Source organism: Pseudomonas sp. So3.2b (assembly GCF_019464415.1).
Classification (GTDB): domain Bacteria; phylum Pseudomonadota; class Gammaproteobacteria; order Pseudomonadales; family Pseudomonadaceae; genus Aquipseudomonas; species Aquipseudomonas shahriarae.
On the sequence record NZ_CP080494.1, the window covers coordinates 4,771,786 to 4,797,079 of the forward strand.

The window sequence follows — 25,294 nt, forward strand, 5'->3', positions numbered from 1 at the left end:
AACGGCACGCGCTTTGCTATTTATTGGCCATGGACATCAAAACGACAGTTTCCCGACGCCTTCGCTCGCCACAGTACCGCAGATTGCTCTGCGCCTGGACGGCGTTGTTTGCCTTGGGTACCGGCCTTGCAGCCCGTGCCGACAACGTCACCTTGCCTGATCTACTTATCGGCGTCACTCAAGGCTTTCTTGAGTTCACTGTAGAAGATTATCTGGCAACCACACAGACACCGGGCCGTTATGAAATCCAGGTCAACCAGTTGGACCCGCGTTTGCGCATGCCCATGTGTGACAAGGAATTGACAGGCTCCCTGGAAAGCCCCGCCCAGCCCATTGGCCGCGTGACCGTGCGCGTGCGCTGCGACGGCAGTTCGCCCTGGACCGTGTTCGTGCCGGCCCAGGTCCGCCTGTATCGTGACGTGGTGACCGTCACCCGCCCGCTCAAGCGCACCGGCATCATCGGTTTTGAAGACGTGGCCCTGCGCGAACGGGACATCAGCCAGATCAGACAGGGTTACCTCACCTCCGTGGACCAGGCCGTCGGGCAAAAACTGACCCGACCAATGGTCACCGACCAGGTCATCACCCTGGTTCACCTGGAACAGGCAGAAGTGGTGCGCAAGGGCGACCATGTGGTGATATCCGCCAGCAGCGGGGGGCTGAACGTGAAAATGCCGGGGGAAGCCCTGGCCAGTGGCGGGATGAGCGAGCAGATTCGCGTGAAGAACCTCAACTCCAAACGTGTGATCAAGGCTCGGGTAACAGCCCCTGGCCAAGTGGAGGTGGCGCTATAGATCACTGGCGTGGGACGCTGGCTTTTCCTACACTGTGCGCATGATCTGGCGGTGCACAGGTTTATTGTCGATCGCGCCTAAAGTTTGTCCGGGTATGGCCGAAAACATGGCAAGCGTCCAATTACCCAGAGGTTTTTTTAACATGGTCATTGATTTCAGCCGATTGAACAGCGCCCAGGCAACGCCCGGCGGCACGCGTACCAACGCGGCCAAGGACAGCGTTGAAGCCAAGGCCCCGGCACTGCCTGCCAAGGCAGAACAGACCGCTTCGACCCAAAGTGGCGAATCGGTGCATTTGAGCAACGAGGCTCAACAGTTGCAGAAGATCACAGACTCGCTGCGCGATCAGCCGGTGGTCAATAAAGCCCGTGTGGCCGAATTGAAGCAGGCAATTGCCGATGGCAGCTATCAGATCGACAACGACCGTTTAGCCGGCAAAATCATCAAAGCCGAGCGCTAGGCCAAGGCCTGCGCCAGGCTTTTGGACGCTTAAACCCCAAGGCCAGCCATGCACGACGAAAATCTGCTGCAACTGATCAATGAAGACCTGGCTCCGGCGCAACAGTTGCTGGAGCTGCTTCAAGACGAATTCGTGGCCCTGTGCGGCCGCGACATGCGCGTGCTGGAAGACATCCTGGCACGCAAGCAATCGCTGATCATCCTGCTTGAACAACACGGCCAGAAACGCAGCCAGATCCTGCTCAGCCTGGGCCTGCCCGCTGATCACAGCGGCCTGGAACAGCTCGCCAGCCATTCATCGGTCGGTGACCAGTTGCTGGCTCAGAGCGCAGCGCTCAATCAGTTGTTGATCAGTTGCCAGGAGGCCAATGTGCTCAATGGCCAGTCGATCCAACTGCAGCAAGCCACCACCGCCAACCAGTTGCGCATCCTCCACGGTGGCGAACCTCCAGCACTGTATAACGCCCAGGGCTCCACCTCACGGTTGGTTAAGCCCAGCACCCTCAGCCAAGCCTGACGCCGGTTTATCGCGCGCCCTATCAAGGCGCGCCACATACTGGCAAAATGCCGGTTCTTGCGTGTAGTCGTATTTTGTCTGGAGATGGAAGAACCGTGTTCAACACCCTCAACGCGGAAGATGCTCCGCAGCCACCCAAGGTCCTCACCACCCCTCTGGAAATTGCCGGCACCCTGCGGCTGCTGCAAGAGAGCCACGACCCGCTGATCATCACCTTCCACGAACGCAACCAGCGCTTCCAGAGCTACCTGGTGGATGTCGACAAGGACAGCAAGACCCTGAGCCTGGACGAAATGATCCCGCCCGAAGGTGAGCGCTATCTGGAAAATGGCGAAGCATTTCGCATCGAAGGTTTCCACGAAGGCGTGCGCGTGGCCTGGGACAGCAATGGCAGCCTGACCATCGGCACAAAAGACGGCCACCGCATCTACAAGGGCAGCCTGCCTGAAGAAGTGGTCTACCATCAGCGCCGCAATGCCTTTCGTGCGGCATTGAAACTGGCGCAACTGGTGAATATCGAATTGGGCGGCGAGAAACTCAAGGCGCCTCTCAGCGGCAAGTTGCTGGACATCTCCGCCACCGGCTGCAAGCTGCGCTTTGAAGGTGATATCTCCGAGCGCCTGCAATTGGGCCAGGTCTACGACCGCTTTATCGCCGCCCTGCCCTTCGGCAGCATGACCACGGCGGTGGAGTTGCGTTACCTGCACTTTGAAGAAAGGATCAACACCACCTTTGCCGGTGTGCGCTTCCACAACATGAGCGGCCTGGTGCAGCGTCAGGTTGAGCGTTTTGTCTATCAACTGCAGCGCGAGGCGCGCCGGTTCGATAAAGACGACGATATGTAAGCGCCGAACCACAGGCACAAAAAAACGGGCAGCTCCTTGGGGAACTGCCCGTTTTTCGTTTCAGGGACGGGCCCGGCTCAGGTCATGCGGGTGGTCTTCCGGGTCCGGATGCTCCGGCGGCTCGGGCTCAGGTTGTGGCTCCACTTCAGGTTCGGCTTCGGGCGCAGGTTCCGGCGCGGTGGTTTGCATCTGGTCCTGCACCACTTGCTCATCCACACGCGGATCGAGGGCAGCCACCAGGGGCGAGCTGGACATGCTGTCGGGCATCGCCACGTGATGCAGCGGCGCATCGTCCACCTGATGCAGATTGGTCACCGCCTTGGGGCGGATGCGCCAGACCAGGATCAAGGCGCACAAGCTGAAGAACGCATACAGCATCTGGTTGCCGAACAGCTTCATGACCACGCCTGCCAGCAACGGCCCGACACTGGCGCCCACCCCGTAGGTCACCAGCAACATCGCCGTGAGCGAGACCCGGCGATCACCTTCGACATGGTCATTGGAAAATGCCACGGCCAGCGGATACAGGCAGAACTGCACCAGCGAGCACAGGAAGCCGGCTATAAACAGCACTTCCAACGGCACCTGAGTCATGATCGCCAGCGGCAATGCCGCCACCGCCAGGCACAGGGCGAAGCAGCGGATCAGCAGCGCACGGTCATAACGATCCGACAGCCAGCCCAACGGCCACTGCACCAGCAGGCCGGCAAAAATGCAGCTACCCATGAACAGACCGACCTGCTCGGTGCTCAACCCCTGCTGGGCCGCATACAGCGGCGCCAGACCGTAGAAAGAGCCGACGATCAGGCCGGCACCCAACACCGTACTCAGGGACTGCGGCACGCGCTTGATAAAGAAGCGTGGCTCCATGGGCGCCGGATGCAAGGGCGCCGGGTGAATACGCCGAGTCATGGCCACCGGCACCAGGCACAGGGCGAAACACAGCGCCACCAACATCAGCAGCTCAAGCCCCAATTGGGGGTGCATGACCAGAATCAGCTGGCCCAGCACCAGGCCCAGGTAGGAGGCGATCATATAACCGCTGAACACCACGCCCCGCTGCTTGGCGTCGGCCTGCTCGTTGAGCCAGCTCTCGATGACCATGTACTGGCACATCATGCCGAGGCCGACGATTATCCGCAGCACGATCCAGGCCGGCAGCCAATCCACCAGGCCATGGCCCAACACCGCCGCACCGACGATCCCGGCACACGTGGCATAGGCCCGGATATGCCCGACCCGGGCGATCAGGCGATGCCCGATCTTGCCCCCCAGCACCAGGCCAAAATAGTTGGCCGCCATCAGCGCACCGACCCACAGGCTGTCGACGTTATCCGCCGCCAGGCGCAAGGCCAGGTAAGTACTGAGCAGGCCGGAGCCGATCAGCATCATCAAGGAGGCGAAATAAAGGGCTCGAAAAGATTTCCAGATTTGGCGCATCGGCGTTCCGAGCGGCTCCTTGCAGTGGGTGTCAGGCTATTTACACGATAGCCTGAAGACGAAGCCTCGTTAAGCCCTGGCACCTAAGGCACCCGGGAATATTTTGATCCGACAAGCGGGACAACTTCGGGTTTATCGAAGCATGAAGCCTTCGATGAACTCGACACCCAACAGTTCCTTCTTCTGTGAGTTACGTGTCAGACGCACTCAGACCGGGGGCAAGGTACAAGGTCTGCACAATATATCGCGCCCGCCAGCCAGACGGCACTGGCCAAACGGCTAACGAGGCCCTGCTCCTGGAAAAAACCCGAGCGTCAGCGGCTGGCTGCGTCAACCCCTTGGCCAGTCTGGAGCCTGCCGTAAAGCGGCAAGGACTGTTTGCTATCAGCCGGATATGTTCGAAGGGTGATCGGTGGCGCTGAGTTCGACGCTATCGCGATACTCCGGCACCGAGACCGACCAGCCCAGCTCCAGGCTGATACGTCGGCGCAGCACATCCGAGGCATTGGGTTCGCCGTGCACCACATAGGTGTGTTTCGGTGGCTGCTTGAACCCGCGAAGCCATTGCATGATTTCATCGGCATCCGCATGTGCCGACAGGGACTGCATCGGCACCACCTCGGCCCTGATGGGCACCTCCTTGCCATGAATACGCACGGAAGGAGCCCCCGCGACAATTTGCGCGCCGCGGGTACCGCCCGCCTGGAAGCCGGGAACCAGCAGCGTATTGATCGGGTTGGGGGCCAACGCCTTGAGGTGGTGGATCACCCGCCCCCCGGTAGCCATGCCGCTGGCAGCGATAATCACCGCCGGCGTGCGCTGCTGGTCCAGGCGGATCGAATCTTCGGTGGTGCGCACAAACTTCGCGACGTGGCACATGCCTTCGCACTCCGGCGCGGTCAAACGGTGTTCGCTGCGAAAACGCTGGTACAACGTGGTGACGTCGGTGGCCATGGGGCTATTGAGATAGATCGGCACATCGGGAATCAAGTGTTGCTGCTTGAGCCGATACAAGTGGTACATCAGCAACTGCGCCCGACCGACGGCGAAGGAAGGTACCAGGGTAATGCCATGGCGCAGCGCGGTGCGGGTGATGACGTCGGCCAATTGCTCCTCTGGCAGCTCGGCCGGGTGCTTGCGGTCACCGTAGGTCGACTCCACCAACAGGTAGTCCGCCTGCTCGATGGTCTCCGGAGCGAACATCAAGGGGTCGTCGGGTCGCCCCAAGTCTCCCGAGCACACAAGCGTAACGCCATCGGCGACCACCTCGACCGTGGCCGCGCCCAATATATGCCCGGCGCCGCGCAGCTGGAGGGTCATGCCGGTGACGATCTCAATCCTGTTATGCAGTTCGATCGGCCGTAACAGCTTCAGCGCTCGCTCGGCGTCCTGTTCGGTATACAGCGGCGCCGCCGGGCTGTGCTTGGAAAAGCCATGCCGATTGGCAAACTCAGCCTCTTCTTCCTGGAGGCGACCACTGTCTAGCAGCAGGATCTTCAGCAGGTCACAGGTCGCAGGCGTGGCATAGACCGGCCCGCGGTAGCCATTGCGCACCAGGACCGGTAGATAGCCACTGTGATCCAGGTGGGCATGGGTAAGCACAATCGCATCGAGTTCACCGATCGGAAACGGCAGCGCATCCCAATTGTGCAGCCGCAGCTGTTTATAGCCCTGGAAAAGGCCGCAGTCGATCAGGACATGATGGTCGTGGTGCTGCAGCAGGTACTTACTGCCGGTGACCGTGCCCGCAGCACCGAGAAATGTCATATGCATAGCCGTCTCCATGAATACTCAAGGGAAGTGCCATTGATCGCTCTTAATGACGCAGGTGCAGTTGATTTCAATCAACTGCCTGGGTGACGGGCCGCCAATTCCGTAAATGGCTGATCCGCCCAGGGCCGCCGCGAAATCCACCTCAGTCATCCGAAAATCAAGGATGCCAACACAAGTAGCTGATCCAGATCAGCGCCCAAAGCCCTCAACGACGTAGAAAGGAAGCACCGCGAGGTTTATCTGCGCGCGCCGGCCTTTTACATCAGATGGAGGCTCACCCATGCTCACCTTCAAAGACCACAATGATCGGGCGGCGGCAGTTTATGCCACCGTCACCGCAGAACACTGGATCGAAGCGCTCAGGGACGGTCGCCACGTACTGATACGGCCGCTCGAGGACAAGGATCGCGAGCGTGAGTATGCGTTTATCAAACGCTTGTCCCCCGAATCGAGACATATGCGCTTCCTGGCGCAGATCAACGAGCCCAGTGACAGCCTGCTCAATACGTTGATGGACACCGATAAGCAACATCGAGTGGCCTATATCGCGCTGGCGCACGAAAACGGTCATCTGATCGAGATCGGCATCAGCCGTTACGCCGCTACCGGCAAGGATGACTGTGAGTGCGCAGTAACAGTAGCCGATGAATGGGCGCACCTGGGCCTGGGCACTCTACTGATGAAACATTTGATCAACGCCGCCAGCAAGAATGGCTACCGCCGGATGTATTCGGTGGATGCCGCGAGCAATATCCCCATGCGTAACCTGGTCAGAGCCCTGGGCTTCGAGTCATGCATTGATCCCCGTGACCCCCACCAAGTGATCCATAGCCGTCACCTGTAGAGCTACGGCCCCGCGCTGCTGCGCTCAACGCTCCAGCGCGGGGCCGTGGCCTGCTCAGGATTGCAATACCCGCCCGGGCTTGATTGCCAGCACACTGCATGGCGCTCGCTGCAGGAGTTGTTCAGCGGTGGTCCCGAGCAACTTGTTCAACCCCTTGTGCTGAATCGTGCCCATCACAATGATGTCCGTGCGATGCTCGGCAGCGAACTCACAAATACTCAACACCGGGTTGCCCTCGATGAAGTGGCGATACTCTGGCGGTACACCATGGCGTTCAGCCATGGCGGCAAACACTTCCCGCTGAGTCGTGCCCAGCGCCTCATAAATCCCAGTGGCCAGGGGCAAGGCACCAAAGCCCATGTCCTGGACGTAGATCGCCGCCCAGTCATACACATGCATCAACTCAAGGTGGGCATCGCACTCGTTGGCCAGCTTTACCGCTGCGTTGATGATCTGGTCGTTGAACACATTGTCCTGCTCCTCATTGCGCAGCACATCGACGATGGCCAGGATATTGCGCGGCCGAGGGTTGAGCGCGTTGGTCACCAAATGCACAGGTACCGGACAATCGCGCAGTAACTGCCAGTCCAGGGGTGCGAAAAAGATCCGCTGCAAGGCTGATTCTTCCTGCGCATCCTTGATGATCAACGCCAGTGGCATCTCACTGACAAAGTGCAGGATTTCTTCGTAAGGGTGTTGCACCCACACCACTTCGCTGGTGACCTGCACCCCGTGTTGGCTGATCAACCCCGCCTGCTCCGTGAGCCACTGCCTGTGGTTTTGCAAATAACCGTCACGGGCCCGGTTCATTTGCTCAGGGGCGAACAGGCCGGCCACCGCCAAGGCCTGCAAGTAGTCAAATGCGACAATGTGCAAAGGCATTTGCATCGCCTTGGCCAACGCGCCGGCCCGCTCGAACGCGGGTGTACGGGTCAGGGTTGAGGGGGCAATTAACAGTAAACGCTGAGCCTGCGACATGGGACACCTCGGCACGTGGCCTTTTGGTTGCTGACACCTATAGAGTGAACGCACCCGACTCAGCCAACTTGATCTTCATCAGGTACCAGGTTGAATGTGTTTCAAAGAAGCAAGATCCCGGCCCACATGGCCAGCGTCAGCAAGACCTGGCCCGGGATAACGTAAGCGGCGAACCGTCGCCCGCCGCTGATCCACGCCACCAGGCATTTGCTCAGCGTGTTACTGCTGACTGCAATCAGTATAGGAATAGTGGTGGCGCTAAGTGGCAACTGACCGGACTTGGCCAATGTCGAAATTGATGCTGTCGAGGAATGGGCATCGGCGAGGCCGGACAGGGTCGCCGTGAGCATGACTCCGATTTCACCGAAGTGATTGAGCATCACCGACGACAGGAAAGTGATGCCGGTCATGGTCAATGAGACCACCAGCGCCAGCTTGAGATTGAACGCGCCGCCGACCTTGATCGGTTGCCCCACGTCATTCGCAGGCCGGGGAAACATCAAGCACAGTCCATACAGCGCTGTAGCAGCGGCGCCGCACAACAGCGGTCCCCAGATATGACGTAACAGACTGCTGTCGACCGCCCCCATGATCAGCCCGACTTGGGTGACAGTCGCCAGGTTGGAGAAGATCGCGGCGGCACTCAAGACCTTGATGTTCTCCGGCTCCCTGGCGGCGATATTCCCCATGGTGGCAATGGTCACGGTGCTGGAGGCAAATCCCGAAGCAATGGCACTGATTGCATACCCATACCGGGTGCCCAGGGTGCGCACAGCAATATGCCCCACCGCCCCCACTACCATGAGCAATACCGTGAGCGTGCAAATGGTGCGCAGGTTGATCGCGGCGTAGGCGCCGATAAAGCGGTCAGGGACCAGCGGCAGCACCACCAGCGCGGCAGTCGCCAGTACCAGGCCGTCGCGCACTTCCACATCAGTCAGTTGGTTACGGGCAAAGTAGTGCAGCTTCTGTCGATAGGTCAGCAGGCCCGCCATCACCACGGCGATGGCGATGGCCAGTTCGGGCGATGTACTGCACATCGCCCCCAGCAGCAAAACCGTGATCAATGCCACTTCACTGGTGACGCCCGGGTCATCGCTCAGGCTGCGCCAGTACGCCACGGTGACCAGCAACCCAAGGGTTATCGCCACGATCCCGACCAGCAGACCGGCGCCGACCTGCATCGCCACATAACCCAACAGCGCGGTGATCGCAAACGTGCGCAGTCCTGCACAGGCGCGGCCTTGTCCCTGCCCTTTGTGCCGCTCGCGCTCCAGCCCAATGAGCATACCGATCCCCAGTGCGGTTGCCGCGCCTGCCATGCCGAGGGTTTCATTCATGGTTTTGTCATCGATGCTGGCCTTGTCTTGCGACCCACTCGTGACTCCACGAGGTCGGCCGAACCGTTGCAACCATGTCGCTGGGCTATCGAGCTGCGTGGGCCGCTCGCCGGACAGGGGGCGGATCGACATTGATCGGCCAGGCATGCGGCGCGTCTATACGCGTCCGGAGTCGCCTGACGAATGCCTGCGCACCTTCCAGGGTTTTGAACTCCACTGCGACACCTTCCATGTGCACAACCCAGCATGCGGTTGCCTGCTCCTGCGTGATATCAATTAGCATTGACGACCTCCAGACCCCCTCTAACCCCATCTTCACGGCGTAATCGCGACCTTCATCACACCATCCTGCTGGTGAGCAAACAGCTCATAGGCCGCTTCAATGTCGTCGAGCTTGAAACGATGGGTTACCAGGGGTGACAGGTCCACACCGCCGCTGTTAACCACCGCCATCAGCCGGCGCATACGCTCTTTGCCGCCGGGGCACAGGGTCGTGACAATACTGTAGTCCCCGAGCCCGGCGGCGAAGGCATCCAGGGGTATGCGCAAGTCACTGGAATAAACGCCGAGACTGGATAACCGACCACCGGGGCGCAAGACCCGCAAAGCGGACTCGAACGTGCCTTGCGTGCCCAATGCCTCGATGGACACATCCACCCCACGCCCATCGGTCAAGGCCATGATTTGCTCGACGACATTACCGTCCTTGAAGTTGACCACATGGGTGGCCCCCAGGCGCCGCGCAACACTCATCCGCGCAGGCACGGCATCGACGCCAATGATGGTAGTCGCGCCCTTGAGACGCGCGCCGGCCACTGCACAGAGGCCGATTGGCCCGAGGGCGAACACCGCAACGGTATCGCCGATGCTGACCTCGGCGCGCTCTGCCCCGGAAAAACCGGTGGACATAATGTCCGGGCACATCAACACCTGCTCATCGCTGAGGCCGTCCGGAATCGGGCATAAATTGGCGGTGGCGTCTGGCACCAGCACGTACTCCGCCTGGCAACCGTCAATACTATTGCCGAACTTCCAGCCACCCGTGGCGCGAAAACCGTGGCGGGTGTCCGGGCCATCCTGCGAAGCACAGCCACAGAGGCAAGCGTAACTTTGCCCGCTGGGAGTGATGGCACCGGCAATGACCCGCTGCCCTTCGACAAAGCCGCGCACCTGCGAGCCCAACTGCTCAATGACCCCTACGGGCTCATGCCCCACCGTCAGCCCTTTGGCCACCGGATACTCACCGCGCAAGATGTGCACGTCGGTACCGCAGAGGGTCGTCGTGGTAATCCGGATCAAAGCATCCAGAGGCCCCACAGTGGGGATGGGTTTGTCTTCCAGGACGATCCGGTTCTTTTCAACGAAAACAGCCGCTTTCATGGTCGCCATGGTGATCCTCCGCCACTGTGGGTGCGCCAGGTTCGGCACGCCTATAAGACTGCGCCGAGGAAACACTGGAAAGATTGATAATGGTCAACAATTTCGTCGCTGACCGACCGCACGTCGGGTTGCCACCCGATTGCCCCCTGGGTTTGACAAAGATCAACCCGACCTCCCGCAGTCCGCCACACTCTAATTGCGAGGTTTCAGGTTCCAATGGCTGCGCGGCGATTGGGGCGGGCACCTGCGCATTTACCTACGGGAGAGATGTCATGTCTGATCAATCACGCTTCATGTTGGTCGTCCCACCCTTGATGGAGAACAGCCCCGCTTTTGATCGAGCCGCCGCCCTGGCCAAGGCTGCGGATGCGGCATTGCACATCGTGGCATTTGACTATCTCGAGGGGCTGGCAACGGCCGGGCTGGTCAACGAGCAAGCGCTGGAGCAAATGCGCATCGGCTATGTCGAACGCCATCGCCAATGGTTGGAAGACCAGGCCCGCCCGTTGCGCAGAATCGGGGTGCATGTCACCACTGAAGTGGTCTGGGTGAACGACCCCTTGCAGGAAATCCTCATCCACCTCAAAGAACAACCCATGGCGGTGTTGATCAAGGCGCTGGAGCATGAATCGCTGCTTTCACGCCTGATGTTTACGCCACTGGATGTCCACCTGTTGCGCGAATGCCCGGTACCCTTGCATTTCGTCAGCCATATGCACCACGCCCTGCCCCGCAAGATCATCGCTGCAGTAGACCCTTTTCATCGCGACGGGCAATACAAAGATTTCAACGACACCATTGTGCAAGAGGCCGCGAAACTAGCGAGCATCTGTCACGCAGAACTAGACGTCATTTATGCCCACGACCTTTCAGCTATCAGTGCCGATGAATTCGGTTTCGAAAATGGCGCAAGCTTCTTCTCCTCCAGCAAAGCCCGGACACTGTTTGATGCCCAGGCCGATGCCTTCCACGAACTGGCGGAGCGCAACGGTATTCCACCGGAGCGCCAGCACATGATCATGGGCAACCCCGCCAAGGTGCTTGCCAGCTACGCGAGTGCCTATGAGACCGATGTGATTGTGATGGGCCGAATAGGCCATCGGGCCATGGACCGATTAATCGGCAGCACTGTGGAACACCTGCTGTACAAGATGCCCTGCAGCGCTTGGGTGATTTCTCCGCAGGAGTTGCTTTGAAGGCAGGGTGGGATGTGGGGCTGGCGGGGCTGGGCGGGAGAGAAAAATGGGGGCCCCGCCCTAGCGCTCGGCCTGGACGTTCGGGAAGTGGAGATAAGCCCCTAATCTTAATGGCGTCAGGCAATCGCCATGCTACTCAACGTCTGTAGCCTTGAAGTCATCACTTGGAAATGATGCTCCAACATTCCAACAAAGTTCCGACGAAGGGTCAGTTTTCAATCAGCCCGACAGTCGAGGCAGGCTGCACCAGCCAGTTAACCCAATCGAGGTGACAAAGCGCAGAACGAATCCTGAGCCGGGGAGGATGTGCTTTGAAATGCCTTGCGCATGTCTTTCACTGGCCCGGCTATAGCCCAAACCGAGGGTGAAGTGCGAGAAAAGCTCAAACCCGGCTAAATATGGTGTCCCAGGGCCGGTTCGAACGGCCAACCTTCCCCTTAGGAGGGGGATGCTCTATCCAATTGAGCTACTGGGACTAATGACAGGCGCTGGGCCAGACGGCGTTGCGACGGACGGCGTGCATGTTAACGGTCAGGGTGGGTTTTGTCATGTCGTCCGTCAGCTTTTTAGGCGTAAGCCTTTATCCCACCCAATCGGCGATAAGCCGTTGCCCACGGGCCTGCCGAGCCCATCGTGCAAAATGCATTGGCGCGAAATGCCATCATTGCATATTGCAATGAGCCATACTTTTGAGATCAACTTAAGTTATTGTTTTAAAAGGATTTAAATCAAAATAATAGCTGGCATGATGACTGCACTCTATGTACTTATAAAACTGTCCTGCACGTGAACACGGGGAAAGACCCATGAACAGCACCCTTCTGCTTCTGAACGCCGTGGCCTTGGCCGTACTGGTGACATTCCACTTCCAGGCCGGCAACGACAGCGATTCAGCGCAGATCAGCCAAACGGGCAGCTACCACGCTCAACAACGGCCTCAACTGGCCCTGATGACAGGCGATGGACAATCATCGGTGCACCTGGCACAGGGTGCACAGGCCGCCAGCTCTTCTGAACACCTGATTTTCTAAGCGAGCCCATCATGACCAAGACAGTCTGGCTATTTCTGATCCTGGCCCTTGCCACCGGTATTCTGGGACTCAACCTTCCGTCGAATGACTGGCAAGCCCTTTGCCTGGGCGCCTGTGCCCTATTCACAGTCGCGCTGGTGATCGCCATGGTCGTCGGGCGTCGCTTCAAGTTCGACCCGATCCTGCGCTGACCCTGCCTGTGACGAGAGATTGATACCGTCTCAATCCTGCTCGCCTGACCGCCCTACCTTATGTCGCCCCGGCTCGCAAATCGGCCATTTGCCACTAGTCTTAAAATTAAGGGCAAAAGGCCACATTGCTATAGGATATGCGCCCGAAAACCCCATCGGAGCGAGAGCCTGCGGCCCGGTTCTTGCGCAGAAAAGTTTTCCAACCAGTCCGCAAATTTGAAAATGAGTACTGGCACAAAGCCTGTAGTAAGCTCAATATTTGTCACAGAATTGACGCCAAGGAACCGGCAAAACTGAGGCATGATGCGGCCTCTTTGCAATTCGGGTTGAACATTTGTCCGCAAGCCTTGTCCTAACACACATGTTGCGGCCAATTCCAAAAACCGCTCCCCTGAACTAACCGGTTAAATATATGCGCCCATTGAAACAGGCAATTTATTCCAGCCGTACGGCTGACAAGTTCGTCGTACGTCTGCCAGACGGAATGCGGGAACGCATTGCCGAGGTGGCTCGCAATCATCATCGCAGCATGAACTCTGAAATTATCGCGCGCATGGAGCAAAGCCTTATTCAGGAAGGCGCGTTGGGTGATGAGCCGAGCATGCGTATGGACAGCCCGGAGCTGTCACTGCACGAACGCGAGCTGCTACAGCGGTTTCGCCAACTGTCCCACCGCCAGCAAAATGCGCTTGTGTCGCTGATTGCTCATGACGTTGAGGCAGCCGCAGAAGCCGAATAATCGGCAACTGAAAGCTGAAGCCAGCCTTGCGCTGGCTTTTTTTTGCCCGGGATTTTTACTTTTGTGCAGGAGCCGGCGTGCCGGCTCCCAATAGGTTCAAAGCAGGAAGATCGTCGCCAGCCCCAGGAAGATGAAGAAGCCGCCACTGTCGGTCATGGCCGTGATCATCACACTGGCCCCCATCGCAGGATCGCGCCCGAGGCGCGCCAGGGTCATGGGGATCAATACCCCCATCAGTGCCGCCAGCAATAGGTTAAGGGTCATGGCCGCGGTCATGACCACGCCCAGGGACCAACTGCCATACAGCAGGTAGGCCACCACGCCGATCACGCCACCCCATACCAGACCATTGATCAGGCCCACAGCCAGCTCCTTGCGCATCAGGCGCGAGGTGTTGCCGGTGCTTACCTGATCCAGGGCCATCGCCCGCACGATCATGGTGATGGTCTGGTTACCCGAGTTACCCCCAATACCGGCGACAATCGGCATCAGTGCCGCCAACGCCACCAGCTTCTCGATAGAGCCCTCGAACAGACCAATCACCCGCGAGGCAATGAACGCAGTGACCAGGTTGACCGCCAGCCACGCCCAACGGTTGCTCAGGGAGCGCCAGACTGACGCAAAAATATCTTCCTCTTCACGCAGACCCGCCATGTTGAGGACTTCGTTTTCGCTTTCCTCACGGATCAGGTCGACCATCTCGTCGATGGTCAAACGGCCAATCAGCTTGCCGTTCTTGTCGACCACCGGGGCCGAAATCAAGTCATAACGCTCGAATGCCTGGGCGGCATCGTAGGCGTCTTCATCAGGATGAAAGCTCACCGGGTCGCTGGCCATGACCTCAGCCACTTGTTTGTCCGGGTCGTTGACCAGCAGGCGTTTGATCGGCAGCACGCCCTTGAGGATGCCGTCGTAGTCCACCACAAACAGCTTGTCGGTATGCCCTGGCAGCTCCTTGAGACGCCGCAGGTAACGCAAGACCACTTCCAGGCTGACATCCTCTCGGATGGTGACCATTTCGAAGTCCATCAATGCGCCGACCTGTTCCTCGTCATAGGACAACGCGGAGCGCACACGCTCACGCTGTTGACCGTCGAGGGTCTCCATCAGCTCATGGACAACATCACGGGGCAGTTCAGGGGCCAGGTCGGCCAGTTCGTCAGCGTCCATCTCCTTGGCGGCGGCCAGGAGCTCGTGATCGTCCATGTCGGCGATCAGGGTTTCACGAACCGAATCGGATACTTCGAGGAGGATGTCGCCATCGCGATCCGCCTTGACCAACTGCCAAAGCGTCAGACGGTCGTCCAGCGGCAGGGCTTCAAGGATGTAGGCAACGTCGGCAGAGTGCAGGTCATCGAGCTTGCGCTGCAACTCGACGAGATTCTGCCGATGGACCAGGTTCTCGACCCGGTCTTGATGAGGGCCTTCCTGGCGATGGGTCAGATCTTCGACCACACGCTGGCGCTGCAGCAGCTCAACGACTTGAGCCAGGCGATCCTGCAGGCTTTCTTGTGTTTTCTTTACTTCTACTTCGGTCATAGGCGAACTCCACTCCCAGCAGCGGGGCACGCCGGAAGGATCAATCAGTCAATTCATGATTGGTAAAACGGGGTACTGAGTAACTACTGGGTAAGTCCATGGAGGTATTCCACAAGCCCCGGCGGGGCTGACGGGCGCAATGATACACCGCCCGGCCGTTTTAAACGTTAAAAAACTGGAAAGAACAAGCGCTTGCGCAACAAAGCTGAGTGTTGGCCGCACGTATGAAACTGCGACGACGCTGACAGAAAAGAAAACACATGGCCGAGAGAAAAACATGCAGGCCGCAGACGATTCCTACACAAGCACACCCCCACGGGAAAATAAAAACCCCAGACGGCAAAAAGCCCGCACTAGGCGGGCTTTTTGTTTGTATGGTGCACTCGACAGGATTCGAACCTGTGACCGCTCGGTTCGTAGCCGAGTACTCTATCCAGCTGAGCTACGAGTGCAGATTGTGGTTTTATACCAGATCACAACTGGTTGAAGCCAAGTTATCTGCATTGCTGCAACTAACTCTTAAATGGTGCACTCGACAGGATTCGAACCTGTGACCGCTCGGTTCGTAGCCGAGTACTCTATCCAGCTGAGCTACGAGTGCATTTGTTGCCGCGCATTATAGGCCGTTCAATCTCTATGTAAAGCTATTTTTTCGTTTAGTTTCAAGCACTTAGCGAAAAAACCAGATTGCAACGTACTAAGCAAATAATGGCGGAGAACGGGGGATTCGAACCCCCGACACCCTTTTGAGGTGTACTCCCTTAGCAGGGGAGCGCCTTCGGCCACTCGGCCAGCTCTCCGCAACACGGGGCGTATATTAACCAGCTTCATCCCCGTTTGCAAACATAAAAAACGATAAAAATTAATGGCTTGGTTCGTCGTCCTTCTCTTTCTTGATCCGCAGGTAGATTTCCTCACGGTGGACGGCCACCTCTTTGGGGGCATTGACCCCAATCCGCACTTGATTGCCTTTGACGCCGAGCACGGTCACGGTGATTTCGCCATCACCAATAATCAGGCTTTCTGCGCATCGACGAGTCAGAATCAGCATACCTTTCTCCTCACGCATTTCATTTCGGGAACAACAGTCTGCAAAAAAAGGCCCTGGGCCTATGACCAAACGGCCATGGACCTGCACGCCTTAGTATTGTCGAGCACGGGCAAAAGAACAGGCTTGCGCCCTCAGCCGACAAAAAAGAAAGGCGCGGATCAACCGCGCCTTCCTGGCAACGCGTTACTCGCCCTGTCGGGCCGGCGCGTCTAGTTCGAAAGCGGTGTGCAGTGCACGCACAGCCAGTTCCAGGTACTTCTCTTCGATCACCACCGATACCTTGATCTCCGACGTGGAGATCATCTGGATATTGATGGTTTCCTTGGCCAGGGATTCGAACATGCGGCTGGCAACACCCGCATGGGAGCGCATGCCCACACCGACGATCGAGACCTTGGCGATCTTGGTGTCGCCGACCACTTCACGAGCACCGATTTCCTTGGCAGTGTTCTGCAGGATACGTTCGGCCGCATCGTACTCGTTGCGGTGCACAGTGAAGGTGAAGTCGGTGGTGTTATCGTGCGCAACGTTCTGCACGATCATGTCGACTTCAATGTTCGCGCCGCTGATAGGCCCGAGAATCTTGAACGCCACGCCCGGGGTGTCTGGCACGCCACGGATGGTCAGCTTGGCTTCATCGCGATTAAAAGCGATGCCGGAAATGATCGGCTGTTCCATGGATTCCTCTTCATCAATAGTAATGAGGGTGCCCGGACCCTCTTTAAAGCTGTGCAATACGCGCAGCGGTACGTTGTACTTGCCGGCGAACTCCACCGCCCGGATCTGCAACACCTTGGACCCGAGGCTGGCCATTTCCAGCATCTCTTCGAAGGTGATCTTGTCCAGGCGCTGGGCCACGGACACGACGCGCGGGTCGGTGGTGTAGACGCCGTCCACATCGGTATAGATCTGGCATTCGTCAGCCTTCAAGGCTGCCGCCAGCGCCACACCGGTGGTGTCGGAACCGCCACGGCCCAGGGTCGTGATATTGCCGTGCTCGTCGACGCCCTGGAAACCGGCGACAACCACCACGCGACCGGCCTTCAGGTCACCACGAATCTTCTGGTCGTCGATCTGCAGGATGCGCGCCTTGGTATGCGCGCTGTCCGTCAGGATCCGTACCTGGGTGCCCGTGTAGGACACCGCCGGCACGCCACGCTTGTTCAGCGCCATGGCCAGCAGGGCAATGGTCACCTGCTCACCGGTGGACACGATCACATCCAGCTCACGCGCCAGCGGCGCCTGATCGCCACTGATTTGCTTGGCCAGGTCGATCAGGCGATTGGTCTCGCCGCTCATGGCCGACAGCACCACCACCAGGTCGTCGCCGGCATCGCGGAATTTCTTAACCTTGTCGGCGACCTGCTCGATTCTTTCGACAGAGCCGACCGAGGTGCCTCCAAATTTCTGTACGATCAAAGCCATTTCTAAGCCGCCTCAGCCCGTAAAGGAGCGCCCAATAAACAAATCTTCCAGCAGCTAAGCGAGCCCATGACTAGACCATGGGCTCATTAACAGCGCCTTAAATACCGGCCTCGACAAACGGCACGGTCAGGGCCAGGGCCGCGTCCAGGGCTCCGGCGTCTACACCACCGCCTTGTGCCATGTCCGGACGACCACCGCCCTTCCCGCCCACTGCCGCGGCGGCTTGCTTCATCAAATCACCGGCTTTGAGTTGGCCAGTCAGGTCTTTGGTTACACCGGCAACCAGTACGACCTTTTCCTCATGGACACTGCCGAGCAGGATCACTGCGCGGCCGAGCTTGTTCTTCAACTGATCGACCAAGGCCAACAGCGCCTTGCCATCTTGACCGTCCAGACGTGCAGTCAGAACCTTCACGCCCTTGATGTCCAGGGCCGAGGCCGACAAATCGTCGCCCGCGGCGCTGGCCGCCTTGGCCTGCAACTGCTCCAGCTGTTTTTCCAGCTGGCGGTTGCGCTCCAGTACGGCAGAGAGCTTGTCGATCAGGTTGTCACGGCTGCCCTTGACCAGGGTCGCCGCTTCCTTGAGTTGTTCTTCGGCCGCATTCAGGTAGGCCAGGGCCGCAGCACCGGTCACTGCCTCGATACGCCGTACACCGGAAGCCACACCGCCTTCGCTGGTGATTTTCAGCAGGCCGATGTCGCCGGTGCGCGCGGCGTGGATACCGCCACACAGCTCCACGGAGAAGCTGCCGCCCATGCTCAGCACGCGCACTTCGTCGCCGTACTTCTCGCCAAACAGCGCCATGGCGCCTTTTTTCTTGGCGGTTTCAATATCGGTTTCTTCAGTTTCTACCGGGGTGTTCTTGCGAATCTCGGCGTTGACGATATCTTCCAGTGCCTTCAATTGCTCAGGCTTGATCGCTTCAAAATGGCTGAAGTCGAAGCGCAGGCGCTGGCTGTCGACCAACGAACCCTTCTGCTGGACGTGCTCGCCCAATACCTGGCGCAGCGCGGCGTGCAGCAAGTGGGTGGCCGAATGGTTCAAGGCGGTTGCATGCCGCACCTCAGCATCAACCTGAGTTTCTACCGGAGCGCCGACCGTCAGGTTACCCAGCACCAACACACCGTGATGCAGGAAAGCACCGCCGGTCTTGGTGGTGTCGCGCACGTCGAAACGACCGGATGTCGAACGCAAGAAACCACAGTCACCGACCTGGCCGCCGGATTCGGCGTAGAACGGCGTCTGATCAAGCACCACGACCGCCTCTTCGCCTTCGCTCAAGACATCGACCGACTTGCCATCTTTATAGATAGCCACGATCTTGGCCGAGCCGACGGTAGCGTGATAGCCGGTGAACTCGGTCGCCACGTCAACCTTGACCAGGGTGTTGTAGTCCAGGCCAAAAGAGCTCGCGGAACGAGCGCGTACACGCTGGGCTTCCATCTCACGCTCGAAACCAACCTCATCGACCGTCAATTCACGCTCGCGGGCGATGTCGGCCGTCAGGTCCATCGGGAAGCCATAGGTGTCATACAGCTTGAACACCACATCACCCGGCACCACGGTACCTTTGAGCTCAGCCAGGTCCTGTTCCAGGATCTTCAGGCCGTGCTCCAGAGTCTTGGAGAACTGCTCTTCTTCAGCCTTGAGCACGCGCTCGATGTTGGCTTGCTGCTGCTTGAGTTCCGGGAAGGCTTCGCCCATCTCGGCCACCAGCGCGGCAACGATTTTGTAGAAGAAGCTACCCGTGGCGCCCAACTTGTTACCGTGGCGGCAGGCACGACGGATGATGCGGCGCAGCACATAGCCACGGCCTTCGTTGGAAGGCAGCACGCCGTCGGCAATCAGGAAACCGCAAGAACGGATATGGTCCGACACCACTTTGAGCGAAGACTGGTTGTCGTTGGCGCAGCCAATGGCCGCGGCCGACGCGCTCAGCAGGTTCTTGAACAGGTCGATTTCGTAGTTGGAGTGAACGTGCTGCATCACCGCGCTGATCCGCTCCAGGCCCATACCGGTATCGACCGACGGCGCAGGCAGCGGATGCAACACGCCATCGGCGGTGCGGTTGAACTGCATGAACACGTTGTTCCAGATCTCGATGTAACGGTCACCGTCTTCTTCCGGCGAGCCCGGCGGGCCACCCCAGATGTCGGCGCCATGATCGTAGAAAATCTCGGTGCACGGGCCGCACGGGCCGGTATCGCCCATGGTCCAGAAGTTGTCGGAGGCGTAAGGCGCGCCCTTGTTGTCGCCGATGCGAATCATGCGTTCGACCGGCACACCGATCTGCTGGGTCCAGATGTCGTAAGCTTCGTCATCGGTGGCGTAGACGGTGACCCAGAGTTTTTCCTTCGGCAGCTTCAGCACGCCAGTGAGGAAGGTCCAGGCGAAGTTGATCGCGTCTTGCTTGAAATAATCGCCAAAGCTGAAGTTGCCGAGCATTTCGAAAAAGGTGTGGTGACGGGCGGTGTAGCCAACATTCTCCAGGTCGCTGTTCTTGCCGCCGGCGCGCACGCACTTCTGGCTGCTGGTGGCGCGGGTGTAGGCGCGCTTTTCCTGGCCCAGGAAGCAGTCCTTGAACTGGTTCATCCCCGCGTTAGTGAACAGCAGGGTAGGGTCATTGCCTGGGATCAAGGAGCTGGAGGCGACACGGGTGTGACCTTGCTCTTCGAAGAAGCGAAGGAAGGCTTCACGGATTTCTGCGCTTTTCATTAGGTTCTTCCACGGAGGCTGCGGCCAAAGGCCAGTGCTAAACGTCATCAGACGGAGCGACGGCAAAGGGCCGCATTATATCGGCCCTTTGCCCGTGGTACAGCGTGTTTATACGATAGAAACAGTCAATTAGACGGTATACACGGTCATTTCCGGGAAAACTCGACAAATGTCGCCAGCACTTGCTCGATCTGCGCCCGGCTGACGTCCAGGTGCGTGACCATGCGCAGGCGCGGCGCGGTGCTCAACTTGATCCCACGGGCCTCGGCAAACGCCTTCAGGGCCTGGGCCTGCTCGCCGATCTGCACGTAGACCATATTGGTCTGCACCGGCTCCACGCTGTAGCCGGCCTTGCGCAGCTCGTCGCCCAGCCAGTGGGCATTGGCATGGTCGTCGGCCAGGCGCGCCACCTGATGGTCCAGGGCATACAGCCCGGCCGCCGCCAGCGAGCCGGCCTGGCGCATGCCGCCGCCGACCATCTTGCGCAAACGACGGGCCTTGGCGATCAACGCACTGGAGCCACACAGCACCGAGCCAACCGGCGCGCCAAGGCCCTTGGACAGGCACACCGAAACCGAATCGAAATGCTGGGTAATCTCCCGGGCATCCACGCCCAGCTTGACGGCCGCGTTGTACAGGCGCGCGCCGTCCAGGTGCAGGGCCAGGCCGTGCTCACGGGTAAATGCGCGGGCAGCGGCCAGGTAGCTGATGGGCAAGACTTTGCCCTGCATGGTGTTTTCCAGGGCCAACAGCCGGGTGCGGGCGAAGTGGAAGTCGTCCGGCTTGATCGCTTCTGCGACCTGGGCCAGGTCCAGCGAACCGTCGGCCTGGACTTCCAGGGGCTGCGGCTGGATCGAACCCAGCACCGCCGCGCCGCCGCCTTCGTATTTGTAGGTGTGGGCCTGCTGGCCGACGATGTATTCCTCGCCCCGCTCGCAGTGGGCCATCAGCGCCAACAGGTTGCTCATGGTGCCGGTAGGCACGAACAGCGCCGCAGCGAAGCCCAGGCGCTTGGCCAGTTCGGCTTCCAGCAGGTTGACGCTGGGGTCTTCACCGTAGACATCATCGCCGCTGGGGGCGTCGGCCATGGCAGCTCGCATGCCAGGGGTGGGTTGGGTCACGGTGTCACTACGAAGATCAATAACCGACATCAAATCTGCCTCTGCGAGTGGGGAATTCCCTGTTGTAACCGATTACTGCGGGCATCACCGGCAAATATCAAGCCGGCTTCTGAATGGAGCTGCCAGCAAACCTGTCGATAGTCGATATTAACAAGCACCCTATGCAGTTTTTCGAAATGTATGGTAAAAACTCTCCGCCGCCAGGGTTCTGGCGGCAACGTTCTCAGGGCGGGGTGTAATTCCCCACCGGCGGTAATTGCGCGCAATGCGCATAGCCCGCGAGCGCTTGGCGCCTCGAACTGCTCACGCAGGACGGCGGCAAGGTCAGCAGACCCGGTGTGATCCCGGGGCCGACGGTCATAGTCCGGATGAAGAGAGAACGGGATTGGCGCCTAAGGGCCGAACGCTGATGGCATGCCTGCATGCTCCAGCCGCTCGCACCCTTAAATCCCATTCGATTCATAACGCCCTGTTTTTTTCATAAACAGGAGTCAGAACATGCAACCCACCGCAATCGACAGCAAGAGCAAAAACCACCACGGTGAGCGCGTCGCGTTTATCCAGGCTTGCTGGCACAAAGATATTGTTGATCAAAGCCGTAAAGGCTTCCTCGCCGAAATGCTCGTCCAGGGCTACCAGGAGTCGGATATCGACTTCTTTGAAGTCGGCGGCGCCTTTGAAATGCCCCTGCACGCCAAACTGCTGGCCAAGTCCGGCCGTTACGCCGGCATCGTCGCTGCCGCCCTGGTGGTGGACGGCGGGATCTATCGCCATGAGTTCGTCGCGCAATCGGTGGTCAGCGGCCTGATGCAGGTGCAGTTGGAAACCGAAGTGCCGGTGTTCTCGGTGTCCCTCACGCCGCATCATTTCCACGCGGGCAGCGAGCACCACAACTTCTTCTTTGAGCACTTTGTGCACAAGGGCAAGGAAGCCGCGCAGACCTGCGCCGACACCCTGCACAAGATCCGCGCGATCCGTCGCAATGAGCCGCGTGCTGTAGCGGTTTAAGCGACACTGCAAAGCAAATGTGGGAGCGGGCTTGCTCGCGAAAGCGGAGTGTCAGTCAATACCTGTATGACTGACACTCCGCTTTCGCGAGCAAGCCCGCTCCCACATTCGACCGAGTCAGTCTCGGGGTTCAGGCCAGGCCAACATCTGTGGTCGGCACAATCAGGATGCCCGCCCGCAAGCCATTCTTGACCTTCGGGTTGGGGAAGATGATGCGCGCGCCCTCCTCCTCGATCACCCAGCGGGTCTTGGCGATGTCTTCGGCCAGCAGATAGCCCTTCTCCAGCTCTGAAAAGTTCTCCACGTCCGCCGGCAAATGCAGAGTGAAGGCGTCACTGTGCTTGATGATTTCCCGCGCCACGCTGAACAACTTCAGGCCGTCCAGGCCCTCGGTGGCCGGCTCGTTACCTTCGATGATCTGCTTGAGACGGGTTTCCAGGCGCGACACATCCACCCCCTGGTTCTGCCCAAATGGCCGGGCCTTGCCCAGCTCCAGGGTGAACGACTCGGCGCCCAGTTGCTCGTAGGTAAACGCGGTGAAGGTGATGGAGGTCTTGTTCTGCAACAGCACCGCCTCCATGCCAGCCGCACGTAAACGGGCCAGTTCGGCGCGTGAGTGCTGACGGCCTTCTTTGAAGGGGTACAGGGCGAACTGTTCGATCTTCGAGCCACGGATGGCCGTGTGCAGGTCGTAGTGCAAGCGGCTACGGCCGGGCACGCTGAAGAAGGTGCGGGCCAACTGCTCAAGCTCGGCGGCACGCATGGCTTCAGGGCCGATGCTTTGTTCGTGACGGCCGTTGAACAGCCGGTTGACGTCCTGCTCGAGATAACGCTCGCCGCGGCGTATGGCCTCGGGGTTGCCGAACAGGAACAGAATACGGGTGCGAGGCTTGATCTCCCCACGGGCAATGCCATGCAACAAGCGGTCGGCCAATTCGATCGGCGCGGTTTCGTTGCCATGGATACCGGACGACAGCAGCACATCGGCGCCGTTGTCCCGGGCTTCGGGAGGCCGCACTTCAAGGGCGCCCTCACTGAGCCAGCGCATCTGCACGCCGTCGACAGTCAGTTGAATTTTTTGCGCCGGTTCACGACCGGCGAGGGTCAGTTCAAGCAGTTTGCCGAGGGCGAGCATAGAGCAGCTTCCTTAGTGGTTGCAGCCTGGGCCGTGGACGTGATCGTCGTCATCACCTTCAACGTCGGCCGGTTCCATTTCCAGTTGCAGGCTCATCAGGTTGGTCGCCAGGGGGCGCATCAGCAGGTTGGCGTATTCGGCATCACCCTCTTCCACGTCCACGCCGATCAGCAGTTGGCCACGGCCGTCGTGCTGGATCCAGATTTCCTTGCCCTGCCACACCACGGCGAGGCGGGTGCAGGAGGTTTCCAGCTGGGTGCCGTCGGTGTCTTCAAGGATCAGCTTCAGGGTATCGGTGGTCATAAATAAGTCTCAGCCGTGGGGCTTTAATTGATCTGGAAAGGATAAACCGAGCCCAGTTTAAGGATTTGCGTCAGTTCATCCAATGCCGTGCGACATTCGAGCAGCAACTGCGGGTCAGCCAGGTCGGTTTCGCGCAGGCTGTCGCGGTAGTGCTTGCCGACCCATTGGGTCAACGTTTCATACAGCGGTGCCGTCATGATAACCCCTGGGTTGACCGCCGCCAGTTCAGCCTCCTTCAGCGCCACGCGCAAACGCAGGCAGGCCGGGCCGCCGCCGTTCTGCATGCTCTGCTTGAGGTCGAAGACTTTCACTTCGCCGATCGGCCCACCGGAACGGGTCAGGCTTTGCAGGTAGTGCCAGACGCGCTCGTTGTTGTGGCACTCTTCGGGCACGATCAACAGCATCGAACCGTCGGCGCGGCTCAGCAACTGGCTGTTGAACAGGTAAGAGCGCACGGCGTCTTCGACGCTGACCAGGGCGCGGGGCACGCAGATCGCCTGGAAGTTGCCGCCAACCTTGCCCAGCTTGGCCTGCAGCTCAGCCAGCATTTGCTCGGTATTGAGGAACGCATCCTCGTGATAGAACAACACTTCGCCGTTGCCCACCGCGATCACATCATTGTGGAACACACCGGCATCAATCACGGCCGGGTTCTGCTGGCCGTAGACCACACCGTCATCCTGCAGGCCATGCAAGCGCGCAACCGCCTGGGACGCTTCGAGGGTCTGGCGCGCCGGGTACTTTTGCGGCGCCGGGTAACGGGTGTCGAACGCACTGCGCCCAAACACAAAAAACTCCACGCCCGCCTCGCCATATTCGCGGCAGAAACGCGTGTGGTTAGCCGCGCCTTCGTCACCGAACTGCGCCACGGCCGGCAACGCGGCGTGGTGGGCGAAGTGCTTCTGGTCAGCAAACATGGCCCCCAGCACGCGGCTGGTGGTCGGGTGTTCGATGCTGCGGTGGTATTTGCAGTTGAGGTTGGCGGCGGTGAAATGCACGCGGCCGTCGGCCGTGTCGGCACTCGGGCTGACCGTGGCGGCGTTGGCCACCCACATGCTCGATGCGGAACAACTGGCCACCAGTAACGGCATGGCCTGCTTGGCCGCCTGCTGGATCACCTGGGCGTCGCTACCGGCAAAGCCAAGGCGGCGCAATGCGCCCACATCCGGGCGTTCCTGGGGGGCGAGCACGCCTTGCACAAAGCCCATGTCCATCAGGGCTTTCATTTTCGCCAGGCCCTGCAACGCCGCTTCCTTGGGGTTGGAAGATTGCTGGCTGTTGCTCTGGGACGCGACGTTGCCGTAGGACAAACCGCCGTAGTTATGGGTCGGCCCCACGAGACCGTCAAAATTGACTTCACAGGATTTCATCGGCGAGGCTCCACGAACATCTGTTTTTATAGGCATCAAAGGTCTTCAACACACCACAAATCTGTCTCTGCAAACCCGATCAATTGTAGGAGCTGGCTT

The 25,294-nt window shown here is 59.3% G+C and carries 23 protein-coding genes, 4 tRNA genes and 1 riboswitch; of the genes, 10 read left to right on the forward strand and 17 right to left on the reverse strand.

Going from position 1 to position 25,294, the window contains the following annotated elements; translation table 11 throughout:
- The first annotated feature begins 29 nt into the window (after window positions 1–29).
- From flgA to K1X80_RS21380, 4 genes are all read left to right on the forward strand, one after another.
- Window positions 30–794, forward strand: coding sequence for a flagellar basal body P-ring formation chaperone FlgA (flgA, locus tag K1X80_RS21365; RefSeq protein WP_057960431.1), 765 nt, complete (start codon window positions 30–32; stop codon window positions 792–794).
- Between the two features lie 142 nt (window positions 795–936).
- Entirely contained in the window at window positions 937–1,254 is a 318-nt protein-coding gene (gene flgM / locus K1X80_RS21370; protein WP_057960432.1) for a flagellar biosynthesis anti-sigma factor FlgM, read from the forward strand.
- A gap of 48 nt (window positions 1,255–1,302) precedes the next feature.
- On the forward strand, window positions 1,303–1,770 hold the full coding sequence (locus K1X80_RS21375) for a flagella synthesis protein FlgN (RefSeq protein ID WP_057439691.1): 468 nt from the start codon (window positions 1,303–1,305) through the stop codon (window positions 1,768–1,770).
- Between the two features lie 95 nt (window positions 1,771–1,865).
- Window positions 1,866–2,615 (forward strand): flagellar brake protein, encoded by a 750-nt coding sequence (locus K1X80_RS21380; RefSeq protein WP_120733932.1) that lies wholly within the window; start codon window positions 1,866–1,868, stop codon window positions 2,613–2,615.
- Between the two features lie 60 nt (window positions 2,616–2,675).
- On the opposite strand, the gene K1X80_RS21385 is transcribed toward K1X80_RS21380, so the two are convergent.
- Together K1X80_RS21385 and K1X80_RS21390 are read right to left on the reverse strand one after the other, a co-directional pair.
- Window positions 2,676–4,055 (reverse strand): MFS transporter, encoded by a 1,380-nt coding sequence (locus K1X80_RS21385; protein WP_057960434.1) that lies wholly within the window; start codon window positions 4,053–4,055, stop codon window positions 2,676–2,678.
- Between the two features lie 384 nt (window positions 4,056–4,439).
- The gene (locus K1X80_RS21390) at window positions 4,440–5,828 is read right to left on the reverse strand and encodes an MBL fold metallo-hydrolase RNA specificity domain-containing protein (protein ID WP_120733934.1); all 1,389 of its coding nucleotides are present in this window, start codon (window positions 5,826–5,828) and stop codon (window positions 4,440–4,442) included.
- Between the two features lie 280 nt (window positions 5,829–6,108).
- On the opposite strand from K1X80_RS21390, the gene K1X80_RS21395 reads away from it, so the two are divergent.
- Entirely contained in the window at window positions 6,109–6,672 is a 564-nt protein-coding gene (locus K1X80_RS21395) for a GNAT family N-acetyltransferase (RefSeq protein WP_120733936.1), read from the forward strand.
- A gap of 54 nt (window positions 6,673–6,726) precedes the next feature.
- Here K1X80_RS21395 and K1X80_RS21400 read toward each other — a convergent pair whose 3' ends face one another.
- The 3 genes from K1X80_RS21400 to K1X80_RS21410 all read right to left on the reverse strand — a co-directional run bounded on the left by K1X80_RS21400 (window position 6,727) and on the right by K1X80_RS21410 (window position 10,379).
- Window positions 6,727–7,650 carry a universal stress protein gene (locus tag K1X80_RS21400; RefSeq protein ID WP_120733938.1) on the reverse strand — a complete coding sequence of 308 codons (924 nt, stop codon included), beginning with the start codon at window positions 7,648–7,650 and terminating at the stop codon, window positions 6,727–6,729.
- A 101-nt stretch (window positions 7,651–7,751) separates the two neighbouring features.
- Entirely contained in the window at window positions 7,752–8,990 is a 1,239-nt protein-coding gene (locus K1X80_RS21405; protein WP_120733940.1) for a DUF4010 domain-containing protein, read from the reverse strand.
- Between the two features lie 315 nt (window positions 8,991–9,305).
- Window positions 9,306–10,379 carry an NAD(P)-dependent alcohol dehydrogenase gene (locus K1X80_RS21410; protein WP_057444072.1) on the reverse strand — a complete coding sequence of 358 codons (1,074 nt, stop codon included), beginning with the start codon at window positions 10,377–10,379 and terminating at the stop codon, window positions 9,306–9,308.
- A 263-nt stretch (window positions 10,380–10,642) separates the two neighbouring features.
- On the opposite strand from K1X80_RS21410, the gene K1X80_RS21415 reads away from it, so the two are divergent.
- Window positions 10,643–11,566 carry a universal stress protein gene (locus K1X80_RS21415; RefSeq protein WP_057960439.1) on the forward strand — a complete coding sequence of 308 codons (924 nt, stop codon included), beginning with the start codon at window positions 10,643–10,645 and terminating at the stop codon, window positions 11,564–11,566.
- A gap of 399 nt (window positions 11,567–11,965) precedes the next feature.
- On the opposite strand, the gene K1X80_RS21420 is transcribed toward K1X80_RS21415, so the two are convergent.
- A tRNA-Arg gene (locus tag K1X80_RS21420) sits at window positions 11,966–12,042 on the reverse strand.
- Between the two features lie 330 nt (window positions 12,043–12,372).
- On the opposite strand from K1X80_RS21420, the gene K1X80_RS21425 reads away from it, so the two are divergent.
- The 3 genes from K1X80_RS21425 to K1X80_RS21435 all read left to right on the forward strand — a co-directional run bounded on the left by K1X80_RS21425 (window position 12,373) and on the right by K1X80_RS21435 (window position 13,527).
- Window positions 12,373–12,597, forward strand: a complete 225-nt coding sequence (locus tag K1X80_RS21425) for a hypothetical protein (RefSeq protein WP_057960440.1) — start codon at window positions 12,373–12,375, stop codon at window positions 12,595–12,597.
- 11 nt (window positions 12,598–12,608) lie between these two features.
- Complete coding sequence (locus K1X80_RS21430) at window positions 12,609–12,788, forward strand: PA3371 family protein (protein ID WP_057960441.1); 180 nt, start codon at window positions 12,609–12,611, stop codon at window positions 12,786–12,788.
- A 412-nt stretch (window positions 12,789–13,200) separates the two neighbouring features.
- Window positions 13,201–13,527: an Arc family DNA-binding protein gene (locus K1X80_RS21435; protein WP_057439705.1), complete on the forward strand. Its 327-nt coding sequence runs from the start codon at window positions 13,201–13,203 to the stop codon at window positions 13,525–13,527.
- Between the two features lie 96 nt (window positions 13,528–13,623).
- Here K1X80_RS21435 and mgtE read toward each other — a convergent pair whose 3' ends face one another.
- From mgtE to ltaE, 8 genes are all read right to left on the reverse strand, one after another.
- Complete coding sequence (gene mgtE, locus K1X80_RS21440) at window positions 13,624–15,066, reverse strand: magnesium transporter (RefSeq protein ID WP_057960442.1); 1,443 nt, start codon at window positions 15,064–15,066, stop codon at window positions 13,624–13,626.
- Between the two features lie 375 nt (window positions 15,067–15,441).
- Window positions 15,442–15,518: transfer RNA gene (locus K1X80_RS21445), tRNA-Arg, on the reverse strand.
- A 72-nt stretch (window positions 15,519–15,590) separates the two neighbouring features.
- Window positions 15,591–15,667: transfer RNA gene (locus K1X80_RS21450), tRNA-Arg, on the reverse strand.
- 108 nt (window positions 15,668–15,775) lie between these two features.
- Window positions 15,776–15,866: transfer RNA gene (locus K1X80_RS21455), tRNA-Ser, on the reverse strand.
- A gap of 62 nt (window positions 15,867–15,928) precedes the next feature.
- Window positions 15,929–16,117: a carbon storage regulator CsrA gene (csrA, locus tag K1X80_RS21460; RefSeq protein WP_003178872.1), complete on the reverse strand. Its 189-nt coding sequence runs from the start codon at window positions 16,115–16,117 to the stop codon at window positions 15,929–15,931.
- A gap of 183 nt (window positions 16,118–16,300) precedes the next feature.
- Entirely contained in the window at window positions 16,301–17,542 is a 1,242-nt protein-coding gene (locus K1X80_RS21465; protein WP_057439706.1) for an aspartate kinase, read from the reverse strand.
- A gap of 97 nt (window positions 17,543–17,639) precedes the next feature.
- Window positions 17,640–20,258, reverse strand: a complete 2,619-nt coding sequence (alaS, locus tag K1X80_RS21470; RefSeq protein ID WP_057960444.1) for an alanine--tRNA ligase — start codon at window positions 20,256–20,258, stop codon at window positions 17,640–17,642.
- Between the two features lie 146 nt (window positions 20,259–20,404).
- On the reverse strand, window positions 20,405–21,409 hold the full coding sequence (gene ltaE, locus K1X80_RS21475) for a low-specificity L-threonine aldolase (protein WP_186626023.1): 1,005 nt from the start codon (window positions 21,407–21,409) through the stop codon (window positions 20,405–20,407).
- 185 nt (window positions 21,410–21,594) lie between these two features.
- Window positions 21,595–21,764: riboswitch (FMN riboswitch) on the forward strand.
- A gap of 113 nt (window positions 21,765–21,877) precedes the next feature.
- Here ltaE and K1X80_RS21480 point away from each other — a divergent pair.
- Window positions 21,878–22,387, forward strand: coding sequence for a 6,7-dimethyl-8-ribityllumazine synthase (locus tag K1X80_RS21480; protein ID WP_057960446.1), 510 nt, complete (start codon window positions 21,878–21,880; stop codon window positions 22,385–22,387).
- A gap of 130 nt (window positions 22,388–22,517) precedes the next feature.
- Here the strand turns inward: K1X80_RS21480 and astE are convergent, their stop codons facing one another.
- Genes astE through astB form a run of 3 tightly spaced genes read right to left on the reverse strand, consistent with a single transcriptional unit; the run spans window position 22,518 to window position 25,195 of the window.
- Entirely contained in the window at window positions 22,518–23,522 is a 1,005-nt protein-coding gene (astE, locus tag K1X80_RS21485) for a succinylglutamate desuccinylase (protein ID WP_115128778.1), read from the reverse strand.
- A gap of 12 nt (window positions 23,523–23,534) precedes the next feature.
- Complete coding sequence (locus K1X80_RS21490) at window positions 23,535–23,825, reverse strand: hypothetical protein (RefSeq protein WP_029294458.1); 291 nt, start codon at window positions 23,823–23,825, stop codon at window positions 23,535–23,537.
- Between the two features lie 23 nt (window positions 23,826–23,848).
- Entirely contained in the window at window positions 23,849–25,195 is a 1,347-nt protein-coding gene (gene astB, locus K1X80_RS21495; RefSeq protein ID WP_057439710.1) for an N-succinylarginine dihydrolase, read from the reverse strand.
- Window positions 25,196–25,294: the final 99 nt, after the last annotated feature.